Below are 20438 nucleotides of genomic sequence, written 5' to 3'. Positions count from 1 at the left end.
CGTTGGACGGCTCCGAGGAGGGCAGCACGATTATGTCAGGGAACCAACCCGGAATCGTCGTCGGGGCCAGCGCCCGCAAAGACGTCCGCGTGGCGTGCGCGGTGGGCGCTGTCGGCGGGGCGGTGGGCGCAGCCTCGTTCAGCGCGGACGCCGCCGGCTGCGAGGAGCTGCTTGTGTGGATGGAGTCGCACGGCCCGGTCGCGGCCGTCGGCGTGGAAGGCGCCGGCTCCTACGGCGCCGGGCTCGCCCGCCGCCTCGCCGCAGGCGGCATGCTCGTGGTGGAGGTGAACCGCCCCAACCGCCAGAACCGGCGGCGCCGGGGCAAGAGCGACGCCGTCGACGCCGAGGCGGCGGCGCGGGCGGTGCTGAGCGGCGAAGCCGCCACACAGCCCAAGTCAGGCGACGGGCCCGTCGAGGCGATCAGGATGCTGGCGGCTGCTCGCCGTTCCGCGATCAAGGCTCGCACCCAGGCCGCCGATCAGATCCACGGCATCGTCGTCACCGCCCCCGACCGGATGAAAGAGCACCTCAGCGGGCTGCGCGGCGGCGACCTCCTCAATGCCTGCGCTCGTCTGCGGCCCGGATCGGCCCCGGACGCGGTGACCGGCGCCGCCGAGACGGCGCTGCGGGCCTTGGCCCGTCGCCACCAGGCGCTCACCGCCGAGATCGACGCTCTCGACGTCGATCTGCTCCGCCTGTGCGAGCGAGCCAACCCCGCGCTGCTGGCCGCTCCCGGCGTCGGCGCCGACACCGCCGCGGCGCTGCTGGTCGCGGCGGGCGACAACCCCGACCGGATGCGCAGCGAGGCGTCCTTCGCCGCGCTGCGCGGAGCGAGCCCCATTGAGGCGTCCTCGGGCCAAACGGTGCGACACCGCCTCAACCGAGGAGGCAACCGCCAAGCCAACAACGCCCTGTGGCGCATTGCCATGGTTCGGCTGCGCTGCGAGCAGCGAAGCATCGACTACGCGGAACGCCGTCGCGCCGAGGGCAAGACCCACCGCGAGATCATCCGCTGCCTCAAACGCCACATCGCACGGGAGATCCACCAACTGCTCACCAACCCGCCCGCCGTTCCCCGGGGAGCGGGCCTACGCCACCGGCGTCAACAAGCCGGACTCACCATCCACACCACCGCCGCCGCCATCGGCGCCAACCCCAGCCGCGTCTCAGAACTCGAACGAGGCCTCCACCACAACCGCGACCTCGCCAACCACTACCAGAACTGGCTCAGCCAACAAACGACTTGACAAACATAGGAGCATCAACCTCCCCGGTTGTCACAGCTAGCCGCCGCTCGCTGTCACACCCCCTGGACACACTGTGGGCATGAGTGAGAGACACGTTTGGCGGTTCGCCGAGGCGGGACGGTGCCTGGCTGCGGCGGCCACCCTGATGGAACTGGACGTTCCGGCGTTCCGCACGCCGCCGCGCGTTGCCGGACTGGACCGCACGATCCGGCGTGGGCCCGACGGATCGGCACTGGTGTCGGTGCGCAGCCGGGGCCGCCGCTGGCCGGCGGTGCTGGCCGACATGATCGAAGGTGTCGTGGCCGCCAACGGGCTGGACCCGCCGGAAGCGGCCCGGGTGCGGGACGAACTCTGGCAGGCCACCGAGGACATCGACGCCCCGGCGACGGCTCTGGCCGAGAGCCTCGAGTTGCCGCTGTCGGGGAACACCGAGGTGCGACAAGCCGCCTGAGCGAGCTGGGCCACTCGGCGGAGTGCCGCGCCCGAGCGCGGCTCGGCCGATCTGTGCCTCGCCGGGTTCGGGTTCGTGGACTACCGGACGGGTAACGTGACTGGGCGGCCCGGATGGCGGAACAGGTAGACGTAGAGGGCTTAAACCCCTCGGCTCGACAAGAGCGTGTGGGTTCAATTCCCACTCCGGGCACAGTCTCGCGTCGGGCCCCCGGGCGGGCTGGCCGAGCGGTGTTCCTGGCTACCTCCAAGGCGGTCTCTGGACGGCAGCAACTGCCGTGTCACCACGGTAGTCAGGCGCAATCGCCCGATTCGAGGGGACTCTCGTGTGAGGGGCGCGGCCCTCATCAGGGACCGGCAGGCTACGCGGACCAGAGTGCCGAGATCGGGGTGGCCACGATCCGGTCGTCGAGTTCGAAGGTGTCCCGTCCGGTGTGGAACACAACCCCTGCGACGAACGACTCCCCCACGGAGTCCCGCAGCCAAATCAGATGGCGGGCGTCGGCTCGCCTGACCCCGGCGGCGGCCTTGATCTCGATGCCGATCAGGCGCCCCCTGGGTAGTTCGGCGATCACGTCCACCTCTCGTCGCCCGTTCTGGTCACGCAGGTGCGAGAGCCGGTAGCGCGTGCGCGCCACAGCGGCCTCCGCCCGTAGCTGAGCTACGACGAAGGTGTCGATCATGGCACCTAGAAGCGCTCCGTCGCTCAAGGTGTCTTCGAGATCTGTGCGGAGGATGCCCGCAAGCAGCCCTGAGTCGATCACGTACCGCTTCGGTGTGCGGCTCAAACGCTTGAGGCGATTCGTGGACCAAGCCGACATCCTGTCGATCACCATAAGATCGACCAGACGCCGCTCGTAGGCGGCAGCGGTCTTTCTGGATATGCCTGCTGCGTCGTACAGGGTCTTGTCCTGGGGCGTGCCTGCGGAGTTGATGGCGAAGGAGGACAGGTAACGGCGCATGCGCGCCGCGTCCGGGACTTCGCCGTAGGAGCGGGCATCCCTGAAGGCGATCTGGTCGGCGTAGCTTTCAAGCCAGTCCCTGGCGGACCTATCGCCCAGATGCAACGCGGGTTCCGGGAAACCGCCGCGAAGAGCCAGCTCCAGGTAACCCCGCAGGTCCGGGGCAGCGACGTCGCCTCGCAGCGATTCCCCGTCCACGACCCGGTCCACGATCGGTCGGACAGTTCGTTGCATTTGCTCCGCAATCGTCAGCGGATACATGGGAATCATCACCACCCGGCCGGTTCCGGGCCAGAATCGGTCGGCCGTGTCGCTTCGGGCCGAGCCGGTGATCAGGAAGCGCCCGGGCCGGCGTTCGGTGTCTACGGCCCGCTTCAACGCGCGCAAGACGGTTGGCATTAGCTGCCACTCGTCCAAGAGGACAGGTTCGGTGCGGTCGCGCAGGGCCGCATCTGGGTCGGTGCCCAAGGCAGCGGTATCGGCGTCGGAATCCAACCGGATGATGGTCGCAGCGTGGCGAGCGGCGGTTGTGGTCTTCCCGCAGGCGCGTGGCCCGACGAGCATTATTGCCGGCAACTCGGTCAGGTATTCCTCAACCAACTCGTCGAGGATTCTGGGGAGATACTCCGACACGCTCGAACTCTACCTCTCCAGACCGACGATTCCCGCTCTAGCACAGGATCTGCTACCGCTTTAGCACATAATTTAGTACACTACTACTATATAATATGTATTGACGTGTTATGTTCAAATCGGTAGGGGCGGTGGGGCAGGATGGTTATGTCGGTTACGGGCACACCGTCCCGGTCGGCTCCTCCGAGCGGTGTCATGAGGCGGTGGGGCAGGATGGTTTGTGTCGGTTACGGGGTGCGCTTTCCTCGCCGCTCTGGCAGTCGATGCCGTGTTAGCACGGGAGTGATTGCCGTTTTCGCACACTTGGGATGGTTGTGGCCGCGAAGCGACCCCGAGCGAGGCGATGTGGCCGAGGCTCGGTGGGCAACGGATCCGGCCGGGCGACGATGCGATGAAGGCAGACCGACGACGGGGAATCGCCCCGCCTTCAGGGGGACTCGGGTCGGTCATGTCGAGAACCTCATGGCCTCCGTTGGAGGGGCCCGGCCCGCAGGGGGCTCAGAGGGCGGCGAGGGCGGCGTCGCGTGCGGTGGTGACCGCTTCGGCAGCGCTCTCGACCCCGACGTTGGTGGTCTCGCCGGTGGCGCGGTCGGTCACTTCGACGTTGCCGGCCGCGAGTCCTCGGGGGCCGACGGTCACCCGGAAGGGGATGCCCACCAGTTCGATGTCGCTGAACTTGACCCCCGCTCGGGCGTCCCGGTCGTCGAGGATCACCTCCACGCCGGCCGCCCGCAGCTCGCCGTAGAGGCTCTCGGCAACCTCGGTCACCGCTTCGTCGCGTCCTGAGATCGGCACCACGGCCGCCTCGTAAGGTGCCACCGAGACGGGCCAGCAGAGGCCGCGCTCATCGTGGTGCGTCTCGGCGACGGCGGCCACGGCCCGTCCGATGCCGATGCCGTAGCTGCCCATCGTGAGGGTCCGAGGGGTGCCGTCGGCGTCCATGACGGTCGTCTCGAAGGCTTCGGCGTAGCGCCGCCCCAGTTTGAAGATGTGACCGGTCTCGATGCAGCGGAGCAACTCCAGCGGACTCCCACAGCCCGTGCACGGCTCGCCGTGGCTCACCTGGCGTAGATCCAGCCACTCGCCCACGATGATGTCGCGCTCGATGTCCACCCCGCGGAAGTGGAAGTCGTCGACGTTCGCACCGGTGGTGAGGTTGCTGCGACCGGCCAGGGCACTATCGGCCAGCACCGGCAGGTCGGTCACGCCGACGGCGCCGAGGCTGCCCGGTGCGGCGCCCAGGGCGGCCACGCACTCCTCGGCCCCCGCGGGACGGGCGGTCGCCGCCCCGGTGTTGTCCACGAGCTTCTGGACGCTCAACTCGTGGTCGCCGCGCAGCAGCACGAGCGTCACCTGCCCGTCCAGCACGAAGACCATCGTCTTGATCTGGCGCTCGGGCGGGGCCTCCGCCTCCGCAGCCGCCAGGGCGGCGATCGTGCGGATCCCCGGCGTGGCGAAGCGCTCCGGCGTGCCTCCCGGCGGGTCGTCCACAGGCGCCACGACGGCCACCGCCCGCTCCACGTTGGCGGCGTAGCCGCAGTTCTCGCAGCGCACGATGTCGTCCTCGCCGGCGTCCGACGGCACCATGAACTCCACGCTGGCGCTGCCGCCCATGGCGCCCGAGGAGGCCTCCACGGCGATGGCGGGCAGGCCCATGCGCTCGAAGATGCGGGTGTAGGCCCCGTGGTGCAGGTCGAAGGCACGGTCGAGGCCGGCGTCGTCGATGTCCAGGCTGTAGGAGTCCTTCATGGCGAACTCCCGGACGCGCAGCAGGCCGCTCTTGGGCCGGGGCTCATCGCGGAACTTCCACTGGATCTGGTACCAGATCTGGGGGACCTCGCGGTAGGAGTGGATCTCCCGGGCGTGGAGGGCGATCACCTCCTCGTGCGTCATGCCCAGGGCATTGTCGGCACCCTTGCGGTCGGTGAGGCGGAACATCTCCTCGCCCATCGAGCTCCAGCGACCGCTCTGCTCCCAGACCCAGGCGGGGTGCATGGCCGGCAGCAGCAACTCCTGGCCGCCGATGGCGTCCATCTCCTCCCGCACGATGTCGGCCACCTTGTCGTGCACCCGCAGGCCGAGTGGCAGCAGGGAGTAGTGCCCGGAGTGCAGCTGGCGGACGAAGCCGGCCCGCAGCAGGAGCCGGTGGCTGGACACCTCCGCCTCCGCGGGCGCCTCGCGCAAGGTGGGGACGAACAGGTTGGACCAGCGCATGGAGCCTCCTCGGGTGCCGCCCCAGCCTAGGAACCGCGTGTGCTGCGGCGACTCTCCCTTGCCGGAGCCCTCAATCCATGGCCCGGACGGCGGCGACGATGTCGGCGGCGCTGGGAAGCCAGGCGTCCTCCAAGGGCGGGCTGAAGGGGACGGGGGAGTTGGCGGCGGTCACCCGTGCGACAGGGTGGCTGAGGCTGGCGAAGGTGTTCTCGGTGATGACCGCGGCGATCTCGGCGGCGAGGCCGCAGCGGCGCGGGCTCTCCTCCACCACCACCGCCCGGCCGGTGCGGCCCACCGAGGCGCAGATCGTCTCGGCATCCAGCGGGGCGATGGTGCGCACGTCGATCACCTCCGCCGAGATGCCCTCCCCGGCGAGCTCCTCGGCGGCGGTGAGGGCCCGCAGGGTGCATTCGCCGACGGCAACGAGGCTGACGTCGTCCCCGGACCGGAGGCAGGCGGCCTGCCCGAGGGCGATCTCATACGGCTCCGGCGCCACCGGTCCCTTCGTGCGGTACAGGCCCATGTGCTCGAGGAACATCACCGGGTTGTCGTCGGCGATGGCCCGCAGCAGCAACCCCTTGGCATCGGCGGGCGTGGACGGTGCCACCACCTTCAGCCCCGGAACGCTGGCGAACACCGGGTACAGGGTGTCGGAGTGCTGGCCCGCCGCCCGCAGGCCCGCCCCGACGGCCATGCGCAGCACCAGCGGCACGGTGGCCTGGCCGCCGAACATGTAGCGCATCTTGGCGGCCTGGTTGAAGACCTGATCGAAGCAGTACGGCACGAAGCTGGCCCACATCACGTCCACGACCGGCCGCAGGCCCGCCAGGGCGGCGCCGGTGGCGGCGCCCACGAAGCCCGCCTCGGAGATCGGCGTGTCGCGCACCCGCGCCGGCCCGAAGGTCCCCAGCAGCCCCCGCGTGGCGCCGAAAGTGCCCCCCATGGCCCCCTCGTGCCGGCCGCCCAGGCCTGCGCCCCCGGCGATGTCCTCGCCCAGGACGATCACCGCGTCGTCGGCCGCCATGGCCTGGTTCAGGCCCTCGTTCACCGCTTCCAGGAACGTGATCTCCCGTTCGGCGGGCGGCGCCGCGACAGCCGGCTGCGGGCCGGCCGGATCCGGGGCGAGGACGTCGCGCTCCACGGTGGCGGGCTCGGGCCAGTCGCCCTGCGGACCGGTCTCGAAGGCGGCGTCGATCTCGGCCGCCACGGCGGCGCGATACGGGGCCAGGTCCTCGCCGAGCCGCTCGGCGAGCAGTACCACCGGGTCACGGCCCCGCGCCTCCTGGCGCTCATCGCGGGGCCGGTACTGCTGGTGGTCGCCGATGTAGTGGCCCCGGATGCGGGCAACCTTCACCTCCAGCAGCGTGGGCCCCTCGCCGGCGCGGGCGCGGTGCACGGCCTCCCCGGCGGCGCGGTGCGCGGACTCGTAGTCCTCCCCGGCGGCGGTCACGCCCGGGATCCCGTAGGCGGCCGCCCGCGCGCTGATGTCGGCCACGCTGGTGGAGTAGCTCGCCGGCGTGGACTCGGCCCAGCCGTTGTTCTCGCAGACGAAGATCACCGGCAGGCGCCAGATGGCGGCCAGGTTGAGCGACTCGTGGAAGATGCCCTGGTTGGCGGCACCGTCGCCGAAGAACGCCACTGCCACCCGCCCGTCGCCCAGCACGTCCGCGGCCAGCGCCGCGCCGGTGGCCAGGGAGATGCCCCCGCCCACGATGGCGTTGGCACCGAGCATGCCCCGGCTGAAGTCCGCGATGTGCATCGAGCCGCCCCGCCCGGCGCAAAGCCCGGTCTCCCGGCCGTACAGCTCGGCCACCATGCCGTCGAGGTCGCATCCCTTGGCGATGCAGTGCCCGTGGCCGCGGTGGGTGCTGGTGATCAGGTCGGCATCGGTGAGGTGGGCGCACACCCCGGCGGCGATCGCCTCGGCGCCGTGGTACGTGTGGACGAAGCCGGGCATCTCGCCCCTGGCGAACTCCCGCTGCACCCGGTCCTCGAAGCTGCGGATGCGCACCATCATCGCCAGTCCCGCCAGCAGCGCTTCCCGGCTGACGGCCGAGAGGTCCGAGGCCGCCGCGTCCGGGGGGTCGCCGTCGTTCGTGGAAGTGATGCCGGCGGTGGTCATGAGCCGAACAGCGCCGCGCACTCCTCCGGGGTCTCGGCGATGACGCCGATGCGGGTTCCGATCGGCGCCTCGAGTCCCGGCTCGGCCTCCCTGTGGAGCCAACCGTCCACGTCCGACTCGATTTCCATCTCCACCTTCTCGGATTCCATCAGGAAGAGCGGATCGCCGATGGACACCTCACCGCCCTCGTCCACGAGCCACTCGATGAGCGTGACGTCTCCCTCGTAGATCCCCGTCTTGGGGAGGATCACCTCGAGCATGGTTCAGACGGGGACCGGAAGCTCTGGATTCCGGCCCCGGATCGAGTCCGGGGCAGGCTCTTCGCTGGAATGACGGGGCGAGGGGCGGCGAGTGGGTGGGGCGCGGCGCGTTGGTGGGTCCTGGTGGAAGGGTGGGCCATCAGGCGTCCTCGGTGTGGGGGACGTAGCCCTCCAGCGGCTGGATGAGGATCCCGCCGTCGACCGGCAGCAATACGCCGGTCACGAAGGCGGCCAGGTCCGAGGCCAGGAACGTCACGGCCCGTGCCACGTCGTCCACGTCGCACAGCCGCCCCAGCGGGGTGCGGTCCACGATCCCGTCCCACTGGGCCTCCACGTCGATACCGGTGGCCTCGCCGCCTGTCACGAGTTCCACGGCGCCCTCGGTCATGGCCGCACCGGGGCACACGGCGTTCACCCGGACGCCGATCGGAGCCGCCTCCACGGCCAGCGAGCGGGTCATGCCGGCGATGGCATGCTTGGACGTGGTGTAGTGCGTCAGCCCTTCCGCCGAGGTCGAGTAGGCGTCCACGGAGGCCACGTTGACGATCGCCCCGCGCCCGGCGGCGCGCATCTGCCGGAGGGCGGCCTGCGAGCACAGGTAGGCGCCCCGCACGTTGATGGTGAGGATCCGGTCGAACTCGGCGATCGGCATCTCGTGGGCGAGGTGGTTCGAGAACACGCCGGCGTTGTTCACGAGGATGTCCACCGGCCCGTGCTCGGAACGCCAGCCGGCGAAGGCCGCCGTCACAGCCGCCTCGTCGGTCACGTCGAGGCGCTCGGCGACGCACCTGGCGCCGGTGCGGTCGGCGATCCGTGCAGCCGTGGCTGCGGCATCGTCGAGTCGCACGTCGGCGATGACCACCGTCGCCCCGGCCTCGGCGAGACGGTTCGCGATGGCGGCGCCGAACCCGCGGGCGGCGCCGGTGACGACGGCCAGGCGACCGCCGAGGTCGGCCAGTTCGGTCAGGGAGCGGTGCTCAGCGTTCATGCGACTCCGGTCTGGGGAGGGATCCTGGAACGTCCAGAGCCTGCCGCGAACCGAGGCTCAGCGCAGGGACTCGGCTGCGGCTCGGGTGTGCAGGTGGTGGGTGTAGCGGCGTGCCTGCTCGAAGCGCTGCCGGGTCTGGCTGCCGCGTCCCGAGGGCTCGACTCTCTGGCCGCCCTTGATGACGGCCGTCAGTCGCGAGCGATCGCCCAGGATGCGCACATCCTCGTCCGGACTCCCGTCCACGATCAGCAGGTCGGCGAACTTGCCGGGGCGCAGGGTGCCCACCATGTCCCGGTGACGGGGCACCGCCAGCGCCGCGTTGCGGGTCATGCACAGCAGCGCCTCCATGTCGGTCATGCCCAGATGGCTCACGAACAGCTCCATCTCCCGGGTGTGCCACTCGCCGTAGGGGGTCATGGCGAACCCGGTCTCGGAGCCGGCGATGAGCGTGGCGCCGGCGGCGTGGGCCTTGGACAGGATCGCCACGGCCGCGTCCAGTTCGTGTTTCATGGCGTCGGCCACGAATCCCCGGTGCCCCGGGGCCTCCAGGCTGTTGACCAGCAGGGTCATGGCCGGCAGCAGCGGGATCTGCTTCTCCAGCACCACCTCCAGGGTGGCGGGGTCCATGTAGGAGGCGTGCATGATCCAGTCGATGCCCACGGCAGCGGCGTCGGCCACCGATTGCCGTGAGCGGGCGTGCATGGTGATCGGCCGGCACAGGCGGTGCGCCTCGGCGACCGCGACGGCGAGCTCGTCACGGCTGAAGGCGGCGTACTCGGTGGTGCCGGGGCCCGAGCCCGCGATCTTGATGAGGTCCACCGTGTCCTTCACCTGGTTGCGGATCTCCTGCAGCAGGTCCTCGGTGCACTGCACCAGGGCGCCGAAGGACGACTCGTGCACGTCGATCCAGCGGGGCAGCGTGTCGCCGATGCCGAGTTGCGTGGTGATCTGGCGTCCCGCGGCCGAGAACCTCGGGCCCTGAATCAGGCCGCCGTCGATGGCGTCGCGCACGGCGGGGGCTACGCCGTTGGGGCCGCCCGGGTCGCAGGCGGCGGTCACACCGGCCAGCAGCACCTTCTCGGCGTCGATGGCGGCGCGGATGGCCCGGTACGGTGCCGGGGTGTAGATGAAGAGTTCCTCCTCGGTGCGCGGCTCGCCGAAGCTGATGTGCATGTGGCCGTCCACGAGGCCGGGGATGATCGTGGCCTCCCCGGCGTCGGTCACCGGGATGGCGGGGTCGCGGTAGGCGGCCGGCAGCTCGGCCCGGGCGCCGACCCATTCGATGAGGTCGTCGCGAACCACGACCGCGGCGTCGGCGAGGGTGGTCTCGTCCTCGCACGGCACCACCCGGGCGGCGTCGAAGCGCCGCAGCCCGTCGGGTCCGGTAGTGGGGGTGTCGGTCATGGTGCTCCTCTCGCGGCGGACAGTCGCCGGATCAGTCGCACGACAAGGCGCCGTCGCGCGAGTCGCCGTCGTCGCACTGGTCCTCCTCGTGGTACTGGAAACCGATGACGGGGAAGTAGCGGCCCCCGATCGGCTCGCCGGGGTCCAAGCCCACCTCCTCGTCGGTGTAGTTGTACTCGTAGCGCTGGGCGCCCAGCCAGATGGTGCCGTCGGCCACGTAGCGGACCACCATGGCTCGCCGCCCCCGATCGGAGAGGTTCGGGCCCGAGGCGTGCCAGGTCAGCGCCGAGTGCATCGACACCTCGCCGGGGGCCAACTCCACGACCTCCACCGGCAGCCCCAGCGCCTCGGGGTCGCCGACCTCCCCGACGCTGGCCGGGCGGGACTCGCGCAGGTAGGGGGTGCCGGTGCCGAAGACCACGGGCAGGCGCTCGCCGAGGTGGTGGCTGCCGCACGCCATCCGCATGGCGCCGTTGTGGGCGCTGGTGTGGTCGAGGGCCACCCAGGCGGTCACGGCGTTGGCCTGGGCCAAGGGCCAGTAGGAGTAGTCCTGGTGCCAGCGCAATTCGTGCGGGCTCGGTGACTTGTTGAGGGCGTTGTCCTCCAGCAGCCGCACACTCGTGGTGCCCAGCAGCTGCGCCGCCCAGCGGGCCATCGTGGGATTGAACACGGCGGCCCGGAAGTCGTCGTCGATCAGCCACATGTTGAACAGGAAGTCGAAGCTCTGCGCCGGATCGCGGTTGGCGTCACCGGCCGGGCCGCCGCCGTCGACCGACTCGCCGCCGTCAAGCGACCTTCTGCCGTCAACCGGCTCTGCGCCGTCAAGCGATTCGCCGTTGCCATCCTCCACGTCGGGCCATAGAGCCGGGTCCAGCAGGTCGTAGCGCCGGCCGGCCTCGTCTTCCTGGCGGGTGAGGCGCCCGACCAGGTCGCGCAGAAACTCCACCTGCTCGTCGCTGAAGATCCTGCCGGGGCGGAGGTAGCCCTTGGTGTAGAAGGTGGTGATCTCCTCGGCGGTCAGCGGCGAGGTGCGCACACCGGTGGCGCTGCCCGGGCCGGGCGCGGTGGGCGCCGGCCCGCCCTGAAGCGGTCCTGCCTCCGTGCGAGCCCTCACACCTCTCCCCTCGTCGTGTCCCCTCGGGAGACTGTTGTGCAATCCACCGACTACGCCGGTCGGGCACCAGGCCCTGGATTCCGGCCTTCGCCGGAATGACGGGTCGGGGCGTCCGCCGGATTGCTCAGCAGTCTCCTAGCTGGGCAAAATCATAGTTCTATACTCCGCGCATGATCGAGAGCGATGCCCCCGAGTACGTCACCCGCGCCGACACCACACCGCTCGACGACCTCACCGGAACCGCGTTCGCCCATCTCGACGTGCGCACGCTCGTCTCCGACGCCCGCCAGGGCTCGGAGAAGGTCATGGTGGGGCGCACGGTCTACCCCGGTAACGGCGGCACGCACGAACACCACCTGCATCCCGATGCCGAGGAGGTCGTGATCGTGCTGTCGGGGCGGGGATGGCACCGGGTCGGCGACGAGTACTACGAGATCGGCCCCGGCGACGTGGTGTTCGTGCCCGTCAACGCCGCCCATTCCGCGGGTTCGATCGGTGAGGAGGACATGGTGATCCTGTGGGTGCTGGGCGGCGTGCCCTCCCTCGAGCGCGCCGGGTACCAGTCCGTGCCCGAGCTCCCCGGGATCCCGTCGGGCTGAGTCGAGCAGGCACCGGCATGGACGCCTCGGGCCTTTCCGCCGCGCGGCTCGGCTCGCTGTACGCCGCGGGCGAGACGGATCCCTCTGAGGTGCTCGCCGCCACCCTGGAACGGATCGATCGCCTGGACGGAGCGTTGGGGGCGTTCGCCGACGTCACCGCCGAACGGGCGACGGCGGAGGCGGCCGAGCGGACCACCGAGTTGCGCCGCGGCGAGACGAGGGGTCCGCTGCACGGCGTGCCGGTCGGTGTCAAGGAGCTGTTCGAGGTGGCCGGAGCCGTCGGCGACTACGGCTCGGAGGTTCTGGCGGGGCGCGTGTCCTCCGCCGACGCCGAACTGGTGGGACGCCTGCGGGCGGCGGGTGCGGTGATCGTGGGCATCACGCGCTCGCACGAGTTCGGCTGGGGGATCACGTCCCAGCACGCCACAAGATCCAGCCCCCGCAACCCGTGGGATCTCGACAGAGTGCCGGGCGGCTCCAGCGGCGGATCAGCGGCGGCCGTCGCCACGGGGATGGTGCCCGCGGCGGTGGCCAGCGACACCGGCGGTTCGGTGCGCATCCCGGCGGCGTTCTGCGGCGTGGCCGGCATCAAGCCCACCCTGGGACGGATCAGCCGGTCCGGCGGCGTGGGACTCGCTCCCTCGCTGGACACGCCGGGCGTGGTGGCGGGCCGGGTCGAGGACCTCTGGCCGCTGCTGGCGGCGATGAGCGGCCCGCACGCCGGCGATCCGGCGACGCTGTCCGAGCCGCTGCCCCCTGCGCCCGATCCCGCGTCGTTCGGTGACGGGTTGGCCGGCGTGCGCGTCGGCATCGCCCCCGCGCTGGCGGGACCGGTGCCCTGGGGTGAGGGCACGTCGGCGGGGTTCGACCGCACCTGCGAGGCGCTGCGCGCAGCCGGCGCCGCCCTGGTGGAGGTCGACCTGCCGGCGGCGGAGGACATGTTGGCCGCCTTCGTGCCCCTGCAGATGGCCGAGGCCTACGACTTCCACAGCCGGCAACTCGGCCTGTACCCCGGGCGCGCGGCTGACTACGGCTCCGATGTCCGGGGACGTCTCCGGATGGCGTCGGAGGTGACCATCGGCGACTACATGGCGTCGCGGCGCCGCCGGCTGGAGTTCATATGGACCTTCGACCAGGCCTTCGAGTCGCTGGACGTGCTGCTCACGCCCATCTCGGCGGTCGGACCGTCGACCGTCGAGGATCCCGACTCGGTGCTCGTCGACGGCGAGCACCGGGCGCTGCGGGAGGTCGTGATGGGATTCACGGTGCCGCAGAACCTCACCGGGCTGCCCACGGTGGCGGTGCCGGTGGGCTTCGACGGCGACGGCCTGCCGGTGGGCGTGCAGTTCACGGCCGGCCGGTTGCGGGAGGACACGGCGATCCGCGTGGCGGGGGTGGTGGAGCACGTACTGGGAACCGATGCACCAACGGTGCCGGTCACACCGAATCAAGGGGGCTGAACATGCCGCACGTCACCGTCCGGGACGGGACCAAGATCTACTACGAGAGCCACGGAGACGAGTCGCTGCCGGCGCTGGTGCTGATCCGGGGCACGGGCGCCGACGGCACTCGCTGGCTGCCGCAGGTGCGGGCGTACGAGTCCGAGGTGCGCTGCGTGATCTTCGACGGCCGGGGCGTGGGCCGCAGCGAGACCACGCCGCCGCCCTACAGCGTCGAGAGCATGGCCGGCGACACCTTCGACCTCATGGACGCGCTCGGCATCGGGGCGGCGCACCTGTCGGGCTCGTCGCTGGGCGGCGCCATCGGCCTGCGCATGGCCGCCGACGCCCCCGGGCGCGTGCTGTCGCTGCAGACGCACTCCTCGTGGCTGGGGACCCACGGCTTCAGCGAGTTCTCGCTGGGTCTGCTGAAGGCGCACCTGGTCAGCGGCGGGGTCGAGCACTACTACGCCGCCACGATGCCGATGCTCATCAGCCCCGGCTTCATGTCCCGCAACTTCGAGATGCTCATGAACATCCTCGACCACATGCGGGCGAACGCCGCCAGCTACGACGGTCTCCTGGGCCAGATCGAGGCCAACCTCTCCTACGACATGCGCGGCGAGGCCCACAAAGTCTCCGCTCCGGTGCTCGTCACCGTCGGCGAGGTGGACGTCGTCCTCCCGGTGCAATGCTCCGAGGAGATCCACGAAGCCATCGGTGGCTCCGACTTCCACGTGTTCGAAGGCGCCGGTCACCTCTCCGGCATGGAGAGCCCCGACGAGTTCAATCGGGTCACCCTGGAGTGGCTCCGCGCCCGGCTCTGAGCCCTCGTACCCGGAGCCCAATCGCTGAACGTCTGAGCGCCGCGCCCCATCGCCGCCACTGCGGCCTGCGGAGCCCGATGTGACATACTGCGGGCCACCTCCGTCCGGGGGTCCTATGAAAGGAGTAGGGGATGAGAACGATTCGACGCGGGACGTTCGCGCGCGCCTCGGTGCTCGTAGCCGCGCTGGCGCTGCTGGCTGCGGCGTGCGCGAGCGACGACGGGAGCGCGGACACCACTGCGGCAGCCATGGACATGGCCGCCGACGCGTCCGCGAACGCCGGGGTGGCGATGAGCGACGCGCAGTCGGCCTCGGCGTCGGCGGCAGCGGCGCAGGCCGCGGCCGACGCGGCGCAGGCCGCAGCCGATCTGGCGCAGGCCACCGCTGAGGGCAACCAGGCGGCGGTCGCCGAAGCCGAGGCGGCTCTGGCCGAGGCGCAGGCCGCGGCCGAGCAGGCGCGCAGCGATGCGGCTGCGGCGGAGTCCGAGGCCGCGGCGGCGCGGCAGGCGGCCGAAGAGGCCGAGGCGGCTGCTGCGGCCGCACCGATGGCGGACGAACCCGCCGCCGAGTCGGTCACGCTGGAGTTCTGGTCGTGGAACAACGAGGGCGCCTACCCGGTCGTCCACGAGGAGGCCGAGGCGCTCTTCGAGGCGGACCACCCGAACGTGGACGTCGTGCGCACCTACACGCCGTTCGCCGATTACATGACCAACCTGCGGGCGGCCATCGCCGCCGGCGAGCCGCCCGACGTGGCGCAGGTGCCGTGGACCGGCGAGTACACCGACCTGGTCAACAACGGCGCGCTCGCCTCGCTGGAGGGTGAGTTCACGACCGGCTTCCCCGACTTCTTCCCGCCGATCGCTTCCATCGCCAGCGTGGACGGCGTGCCCTACGCCATCCCGCTGGACGTGAACTCGCTGCAGATCGCCTACAACAAGGACATCTTCGCCGAGCTGGGCCTCGAAGTGCCCCGCTCCTCCGATGCCCTGAAGGCCGCTGCGGCAGCGCTCGACGAGGCCGGCTACTTCGGCGTGGCCGTGGGCACGAACGACATGTGGGCCGGTGCCGACCTGTTCTTCGCGCAGCTCGCCTACACCGACCCGACCAACACGATCATCGTGCAGGCCGACGCCGGCGCAGCCTCCTGGGACGATGCGGAGTTCTTGGGCGCGGCGGAGAACCTGGCCGACCTCATCGACAACGGCGTGTTCGCGCCGGGCGCCAACTCCATGGTCTCCTTCGTGGGGGCGTTGGAGTTGTTCGTGGCCCAGCAGGCCGCGATGTTCTACCCGGTCGGCAACTTCATCACCGGCGGCATCGCCGCGCAGGTGGAGGACAGCTTCGAATGGGGCCTGTTCCCCTTCCCGTCGCCCGACGGCGGCGAGGGCTTCGCCACCGGCGGCGTGGCCGAGATGTTCTCGATCCCGTCCGATGCGGCCAACGTCGACCTGGGCATCGAGTTCATGCGCTACCTGACCAACGCCGACGGCGAGGCGGTCCTGGTGGCCAACGATTTCATCCCGTCGTGGGGCATCGATCTGCCGTCGGACGTGAGCGACCTCTACCGCGACCTCATCGCGGCGCAGGCCACCGTCCGCAACCGCACGATCTACACCACCCCGGTGTACACGGCGCTGATGAACGGCGTCCAGGGTCTGCTCAGCGGCTCCACCACGCCGGCCGAGGTGGTCGCATCCATGGCTGACGCCGGCTAGGCCGGCACCCAACGGACAGTTGTCAACCGCGGCGGCGCCGGCGGCAGGGACCAGCCTGTCGCGGCGCGCCGTCCGCGCCGCTGACCGCCGCCGCGGTGGCAACTACGCATCGAGTCTCGGCGTCGCCATGGTGGCGCCGAGTCTCGCCGTTTTCCTGGGGCTCATCGCAGTCCCCATCATCGTGGTGGGGTTGGTGTCGCTGTCGCTCTGGACCGGCTTCGACATCGCCGACGTCAAGTGGCTGGGCCTCGAGAACTACCGCACCATCGCCGGCGACGAGATCTTCTGGCGGGCGCTGCGCAACACCCTGCTGTTCACGGGTCTCACGACGCTGTTCCTGAACATCATCGGGTTCGGGGCCGCCCTGCTGATCTCCACCCGGGTGCGCGGCACGGGCCTGCTGCGGGGCGTCATCTTCCTGCCTGCACTGCTCCCGTCGGTCCTGGTGGGCCTCATGTGGCAGCGGGTGCTGGACGCCTTCGGATTCGTGAACCAGATCCTGCAGTGGCTCGGCGTCGCCGATCAGCCCATCTTCTTCCTCGGTGAGGAGCAGTTCGTCCTCTGGGCCATCATCGGGGTGACCGTCTGGCAGTTCGCCGGCTACGACATGATCCTCTACTACGCCGGCCTCCAGGGCGTCGACCGGTCGATGCTGGAGGCGGCGGCCCTCGACGGGGCGCGGACTCCCGCCACGGTGTTCCGGGTGATCATCCCGTCGATGTGGCACATCGTGGGCGTCGTGGCGCTGCTGAACATCATCGGCGGGCTCAAGATCTTCGACGTGGTCTTCGTGATGACCAGGGGAGGACCCAACCGCAGTTCCGAAGTGCTGGCCACCTACATGTTCGAGCAGGGCTTCCGCTTCAGCATCATGGGCGTGGCCTCGGCCATCGCCGTGGTGATCGTGGTGTTGGCCGTGATCGCCAGCGTGGCCCGCTTCCGGTTGGCGAGGCGCCTTGTTTGAGCTCCGCGCCGGGTGGGCCAAGGCCGGGCTGTCGATCCTGGCGGTCGTCATCGCCGTGACCGTCGTGCTGCCGGTGGCCTGGGTCGGCGCACTGTCGCTCAAGACCGGCCGGGAGGTCTACAACCAGAAGTTCCTCCCCGACGAGTGGGTGCCGGGCAACTACATCACCGCCTGGCAGGAGTTCGGGCTCGGCGGCTACTTCGTCAACAGCGTCTTCGTGACGGTGGTCTCGGTCGTCCTCACGATCCTGGTTTCGTTGCTGGCGGCGCACGCCTTCACCTGGCTGCGGTTCCCGGGCTCCGACGTCGTCTTCACCCTGCTGCTGCTGGGGATCATGATCCCGCCGGCCGCCCTCGTGCTGCCGCTGCTGATCGAGGCCCGCCACCTGGGGTTCTACAACGACCTGTTCGGGCTGAGCCTGGTGTACGTGGCGTTCGGCCTGCCCATCTCGATCCTGATCTTCCGCGGCTTCTTCGCCGGCATCCCCGGCGAGTTGGTGGAATCGGCGCGCCTCGACGGCGCCCGCGAGTGGAAGATCCTGTTCCGGGTGATCGTCCCGGTTGCGCGCCCGGCCGTGGTGACGGTGACGATCCTGCTGTTCCTCGCCAACTGGAACGACTTCATCCTGGCGCTGGTGCTGATGCGGGACGCCGACACCTACACGCTGCCGGTGGGCATCAGCCAGTTCATCGGCCAGTACGCCACGCCCCACGAGTTGATCGCCGCGGCCTCGATCATCGGATCTGTGCCCGTATTCATCCTGTACCTGGTGCTGGAGCGCCGCTTCCAGCAGGGCGTGACCGCGGGCGCACTGAAGGGCTGAGTGGCTCGAATGGTCGAGCGAAAGAGGCGAGCGCGAGGGCGGGGGTGGCGGTGGACGCCGTAGGCGGCCATTTTCAGAGGCCGCCGGAGCGCCACCGGCATCCCCGCCCGGACGTCCAAGATGGGCGAGGGCCGGAATGGACGGAGCGGGCAGGACGAACGAACATGACAGCAGGGAGGAACACCCCATGACGACCGATGGAGTGCTGGCTGGCAAGGTGGCCATCGTCACCGGGTCCGGGTCGGGAATCGGCCGGGGAAGCGCCATCGCGCTCGCCGGAGCCGGCGCGGCCGTGGTGGCCAACGACATCAACACGGAGACGGCCGCCGAGACGGTGGCACAGATCGAGGCTGCCGGGGGGACGGCGGTCGCCGACGGCGGCGACGTTTCGGTCACCGCCGACGTCAAGGCGATGATCCAGTGCGCCGTCGACAGCTACGGCGGCCTCGACGTGCTGCACGCCAACGCCGGGGTGGAGCGCTACGTGGACCTCGAGCAGATGACCGAGGAGGACATGGACCTGCTCCTCGACGTGGACCTCAAGGGCGTGCTGCTGTGCGCCCAGTACAGCATCAACCCGATGCGGGCCCGCGGCGGCGGCTCGATGATCTTCACGTCCTCGGTGCAGGCGTCCCATTCGCTGCCGGGCTGCGTGGTGTACGCGGCCGCCAAGGCGGGGGTGGTGGCGGCCGCCCGCTCGCTCACACTGGAGGTGGGCCGCGACAACATCCGGGTCAACGCCATCTCGCCGGGAACGATCTATACGCCCATGCTGACGCGGGATCTCGAGGACATGAACGTGGACGAGGCCGACAACTTCATGGATCGGGTGAACGCCGCCAACACGCTGGGTCGGGTCGGCACGGTCGAGGAGGTCGGCGCCCTTGTGGTGTTCCTGGCCTCCGACGCCTCGAGCTACATCAGCAGCGTCAACATCGCAATCGACGCCGGCTTCACAGCCGTCAAGGCGTTCTAGGGACCCCTTCATGGCCGAGATCTCCTTCCGCGACGTCACCAAGGTCTACGGCGACGGCACCGAGGCGGTGACCTCGCTGAGCCTGGACATCGCCGACGGGGAGTTCGTCGTGCTGGTCGGGCCCTCGGGCTGCGGCAAGTCCACGCTGCTGCGGATGCTGGCCGGCCTGGAGGCCATCACCGCCGGAGAGATCCTCGTGGACGGCGAGATCGTGAACCAGGTGCATCCCCGGGACCGCGACGTGGCCATGGTGTTCCAGAACTACGCCCTGTACCCGCACATGACGGTCTTCGCCAACATCGCCTTCCCGCTGCGCCAGACCAAGGTGCCGTCCGCCGAGATCACCAGGCGGGTGACCGAGGTCGCCGAGACCCTCGAACTCAGCGAGCATCTGAAGCGGCGCCCGGCGGCGCTGTCGGGTGGCCAGCGCCAGCGGGTCGCCATCGGCCGGGCCATCGTGCGCCAGCCCAAGGCTTTCCTGCTGGACGAGCCGCTCAGCAACCTCGACGCCAAGCTGCGGGTGCAGATGCGCGGCGAGCTGGCCCAACTGCACGCCACCTTGGGCGTCACCACGGTCTTCGTGACCCACGACCAGACCGAGGCCATGACGCTGGGGGAGCGCGTGGCCGTTCTGAACGACGGCGAGTTGCGCCAGGTCGGCACGCCCCAGGAGCTGTACCACCGCCCCGCCGACCTGTTCGTGGCCGGCTTCATCGGCAGCCCCTCCATGAACCTCCTCAAGGCACAGGTGGGCGCGGGAGCCGCGGGCGGCCCGATGCTGGACTTCGGGGCGGCCGGCTCCGTCGCCGTTCCCGAGGCGGCGGCCGAGCTGTGCGCCTCGGCGCCCCAGGGCGCCGATCTGGTGGCCGGCATCCGGCCCGAGTCGCTGCTGCTGCGCGACCCGGCGGTGTCCTCGAAGGACCTGCCCCGGGCGAGGGTGCGCTTCACCGAGCTCGTCGAGCCCGAGACCTACGTGCATCTGGCCGGCGACTTCTCCGGCGTGGATCCGGGAGATCCCGATGCGCCGCCCCGTGACACACTTGTGGCGCGGGTGCGCTCGGATCGGGTCTTCACGCCGGGCGAGGAGGTGGCGCTGGAGATCGGCGGCACCGGCCTGCATCTGTTCGACATCGAGTCGGGAGGGACAATCCGATGACAACCGCTGCGACCATGACCGACCCCGCCACCGAGGCTCCCGAAGGCGCCGTCTGCGGCTTCTCCCATGCGGGTGTCACCGTGGCCGACCTGGATCGCTCCATCGCCTTCTACGGCCTGCTGGGCTACGAGGTCATTGCCCGCTGGGTCCGCACCGAGGAGTACCTGCGGGAGCTCGTGGGCTACCCGACCGTCGAGATGCACGCCGCGGTGCTCCGCCACGACAGGGTGGGCGTGTTCCTGGAGCTCCTGGAGTACCGCAACATCGAGCGAAACGAGATCGACCCGTCCAACGGCAACCCCGGCACCGCCCACATCTGCCTGTTCGTGGAGGGGTTCGAGGCGCTGTGGGAGCGCCTGAAGGCTGCCGGCGTGGAGTCCGTGAGCGACCCGGTCTCGCCGACCGTCGGACCCAACAAGGGTGCGTTGGCCATCTACCTCATCGACCCCGACGGCTACCGGGTGGAACTCGTGGAGACGAAGCGCAATCTCGACGGAACGCCGCGCTGACGCGCACGCTCTGTCCGGGCCAACCAAGGAGGATGC

18 protein-coding genes, 1 tRNA gene and 1 pseudogene are annotated in these 20438 nt (G+C 70.3%); 12 read left to right on the top strand and 8 right to left on the bottom strand.

What is annotated here, in order from left to right:
* Window positions 1–32: 32 nt before the first annotated feature.
* From OXG55_07115 to OXG55_07105, 3 genes are all read left to right on the top strand, one after another.
* On the top strand, window positions 33–1247 hold the full coding sequence (locus OXG55_07115; GenBank protein ID MCY4103012.1) for an IS110 family transposase: 1215 nt from the start codon (window positions 33–35) through the stop codon (window positions 1245–1247).
* Between the two features lie 79 nt (window positions 1248–1326).
* A complete protein-coding gene (locus OXG55_07110) occupies window positions 1327–1698 on the top strand; it encodes a hypothetical protein (protein ID MCY4103011.1) in 372 nt (123 codons plus the stop codon).
* 107 nt (window positions 1699–1805) lie between these two features.
* Window positions 1806–1890: transfer RNA gene (locus OXG55_07105), tRNA-Leu, on the top strand.
* A 169-nt stretch (window positions 1891–2059) separates the two neighbouring features.
* Here OXG55_07105 and OXG55_07100 read toward each other — a convergent pair.
* The 8 genes and pseudogenes from OXG55_07100 to OXG55_07065 all read right to left on the bottom strand — a co-directional run bounded on the left by OXG55_07100 (window position 2060) and on the right by OXG55_07065 (window position 11394).
* Window positions 2060–3292 (bottom strand): DUF4143 domain-containing protein, encoded by a 1233-nt coding sequence (locus OXG55_07100; protein MCY4103010.1) that lies wholly within the window; start codon window positions 3290–3292, stop codon window positions 2060–2062.
* Between the two features lie 498 nt (window positions 3293–3790).
* A complete protein-coding gene (locus OXG55_07095) occupies window positions 3791–5506 on the bottom strand; it encodes a proline--tRNA ligase (GenBank protein ID MCY4103009.1) in 1716 nt (571 codons plus the stop codon).
* Between the two features lie 70 nt (window positions 5507–5576).
* Entirely contained in the window at window positions 5577–6647 is a 1071-nt protein-coding gene (locus OXG55_07090; GenBank protein MCY4103008.1) for an alpha-ketoacid dehydrogenase subunit beta, read from the bottom strand.
* A gap of 138 nt (window positions 6648–6785) precedes the next feature.
* Window positions 6786–7520, bottom strand: a pseudogene (locus OXG55_07085) (thiamine pyrophosphate-dependent dehydrogenase E1 component subunit alpha).
* 104 nt (window positions 7521–7624) lie between these two features.
* On the bottom strand, window positions 7625–7888 hold the full coding sequence (locus tag OXG55_07080) for a dihydrolipoamide acyltransferase (GenBank protein MCY4103007.1): 264 nt from the start codon (window positions 7886–7888) through the stop codon (window positions 7625–7627).
* Between the two features lie 139 nt (window positions 7889–8027).
* On the bottom strand, window positions 8028–8876 hold the full coding sequence (locus tag OXG55_07075) for an SDR family NAD(P)-dependent oxidoreductase (GenBank protein MCY4103006.1): 849 nt from the start codon (window positions 8874–8876) through the stop codon (window positions 8028–8030).
* Between the two features lie 57 nt (window positions 8877–8933).
* Window positions 8934–10280, bottom strand: coding sequence for an amidohydrolase family protein (locus OXG55_07070; GenBank protein MCY4103005.1), 1347 nt, complete (start codon window positions 10278–10280; stop codon window positions 8934–8936).
* A 31-nt stretch (window positions 10281–10311) separates the two neighbouring features.
* Window positions 10312–11394: a phytanoyl-CoA dioxygenase family protein gene (locus tag OXG55_07065; protein ID MCY4103004.1), complete on the bottom strand. Its 1083-nt coding sequence runs from the start codon at window positions 11392–11394 to the stop codon at window positions 10312–10314.
* A 170-nt stretch (window positions 11395–11564) separates the two neighbouring features.
* Between OXG55_07065 and OXG55_07060 the strand changes: the two genes are divergently transcribed.
* The 9 genes from OXG55_07060 (at window position 11565) to OXG55_07020 (ending at window position 20402) form a co-directional block, all read left to right on the top strand.
* Window positions 11565–11993: a cupin domain-containing protein gene (locus OXG55_07060; protein ID MCY4103003.1), complete on the top strand. Its 429-nt coding sequence runs from the start codon at window positions 11565–11567 to the stop codon at window positions 11991–11993.
* 17 nt (window positions 11994–12010) lie between these two features.
* A complete protein-coding gene (locus OXG55_07055) occupies window positions 12011–13453 on the top strand; it encodes an amidase (protein MCY4103002.1) in 1443 nt (480 codons plus the stop codon).
* Between the two features lie 2 nt (window positions 13454–13455).
* Window positions 13456–14259 carry an alpha/beta hydrolase gene (locus OXG55_07050; protein ID MCY4103001.1) on the top strand — a complete coding sequence of 268 codons (804 nt, stop codon included), beginning with the start codon at window positions 13456–13458 and terminating at the stop codon, window positions 14257–14259.
* Window positions 14260–14390: 131 nt separating this feature from the next.
* Window positions 14391–15974 (top strand): extracellular solute-binding protein, encoded by a 1584-nt coding sequence (locus OXG55_07045; protein ID MCY4103000.1) that lies wholly within the window; start codon window positions 14391–14393, stop codon window positions 15972–15974.
* Between the two features lie 127 nt (window positions 15975–16101).
* The gene (locus OXG55_07040) at window positions 16102–16938 is read left to right on the top strand and encodes a sugar ABC transporter permease (GenBank protein MCY4102999.1); all 837 of its coding nucleotides are present in this window, start codon (window positions 16102–16104) and stop codon (window positions 16936–16938) included.
* Window positions 16931–17761, top strand: a complete 831-nt coding sequence (locus OXG55_07035) for a carbohydrate ABC transporter permease (GenBank protein ID MCY4102998.1) — start codon at window positions 16931–16933, stop codon at window positions 17759–17761. Before OXG55_07040 ends, OXG55_07035 begins: the two co-directional genes overlap by 8 nt.
* A 187-nt stretch (window positions 17762–17948) precedes the next feature.
* The gene (locus OXG55_07030) at window positions 17949–18737 is read left to right on the top strand and encodes an SDR family oxidoreductase (protein MCY4102997.1); all 789 of its coding nucleotides are present in this window, start codon (window positions 17949–17951) and stop codon (window positions 18735–18737) included.
* Between the two features lie 10 nt (window positions 18738–18747).
* Window positions 18748–19893: a sn-glycerol-3-phosphate ABC transporter ATP-binding protein UgpC gene (gene ugpC, locus OXG55_07025; GenBank protein ID MCY4102996.1), complete on the top strand. Its 1146-nt coding sequence runs from the start codon at window positions 18748–18750 to the stop codon at window positions 19891–19893.
* Complete coding sequence (locus tag OXG55_07020; protein ID MCY4102995.1) at window positions 19890–20402, top strand: VOC family protein; 513 nt, start codon at window positions 19890–19892, stop codon at window positions 20400–20402. Before ugpC ends, OXG55_07020 begins: the two co-directional genes overlap by 4 nt.
* Window positions 20403–20438: the final 36 nt, after the last annotated feature.

Source organism: bacterium, assembly GCA_026708055.1.
Classification (GTDB): Bacteria; Actinomycetota; Acidimicrobiia; order Acidimicrobiales; family CATQHL01; genus VXNF01.
The sequence above is the reverse complement of the archived record's forward strand: the minus strand, read 5'-3'. Positions and strand labels throughout refer to the sequence as shown.

Coding starts and splice junctions, on each gene's coding strand:
- ugpC (MCY4102996.1), top strand. CDS start 18,748: ATGGCCGAGATCTCCTTCCGCGACGTCACCAAGGTCTACGGCGACGGC.
- OXG55_07095 (MCY4103009.1), bottom strand. CDS start 5,506: ATGCGCTGGTCCAACCTGTTCGTCCCCACCTTGCGCGAGGCGCCCGCG.
- OXG55_07110 (MCY4103011.1), top strand. CDS start 1,327: ATGAGTGAGAGACACGTTTGGCGGTTCGCCGAGGCGGGACGGTGCCTG.
- OXG55_07115 (MCY4103012.1), top strand. CDS start 33: ATGTCAGGGAACCAACCCGGAATCGTCGTCGGGGCCAGCGCCCGCAAA.
- OXG55_07075 (MCY4103006.1), bottom strand. CDS start 8,876: ATGAACGCTGAGCACCGCTCCCTGACCGAACTGGCCGACCTCGGCGGT.
- OXG55_07045 (MCY4103000.1), top strand. CDS start 14,391: ATGAGAACGATTCGACGCGGGACGTTCGCGCGCGCCTCGGTGCTCGTA.
- OXG55_07050 (MCY4103001.1), top strand. CDS start 13,456: ATGCCGCACGTCACCGTCCGGGACGGGACCAAGATCTACTACGAGAGC.
- OXG55_07055 (MCY4103002.1), top strand. CDS start 12,011: ATGGACGCCTCGGGCCTTTCCGCCGCGCGGCTCGGCTCGCTGTACGCC.
- OXG55_07060 (MCY4103003.1), top strand. CDS start 11,565: ATGATCGAGAGCGATGCCCCCGAGTACGTCACCCGCGCCGACACCACA.
- OXG55_07080 (MCY4103007.1), bottom strand. CDS start 7,888: ATGCTCGAGGTGATCCTCCCCAAGACGGGGATCTACGAGGGAGACGTC.
- OXG55_07020 (MCY4102995.1), top strand. CDS start 19,890: ATGACAACCGCTGCGACCATGACCGACCCCGCCACCGAGGCTCCCGAA.
- OXG55_07070 (MCY4103005.1), bottom strand. CDS start 10,280: ATGACCGACACCCCCACTACCGGACCCGACGGGCTGCGGCGCTTCGAC.
- OXG55_07040 (MCY4102999.1), top strand. CDS start 16,102: ATGGTGGCGCCGAGTCTCGCCGTTTTCCTGGGGCTCATCGCAGTCCCC.
- OXG55_07030 (MCY4102997.1), top strand. CDS start 17,949: ATGACGACCGATGGAGTGCTGGCTGGCAAGGTGGCCATCGTCACCGGG.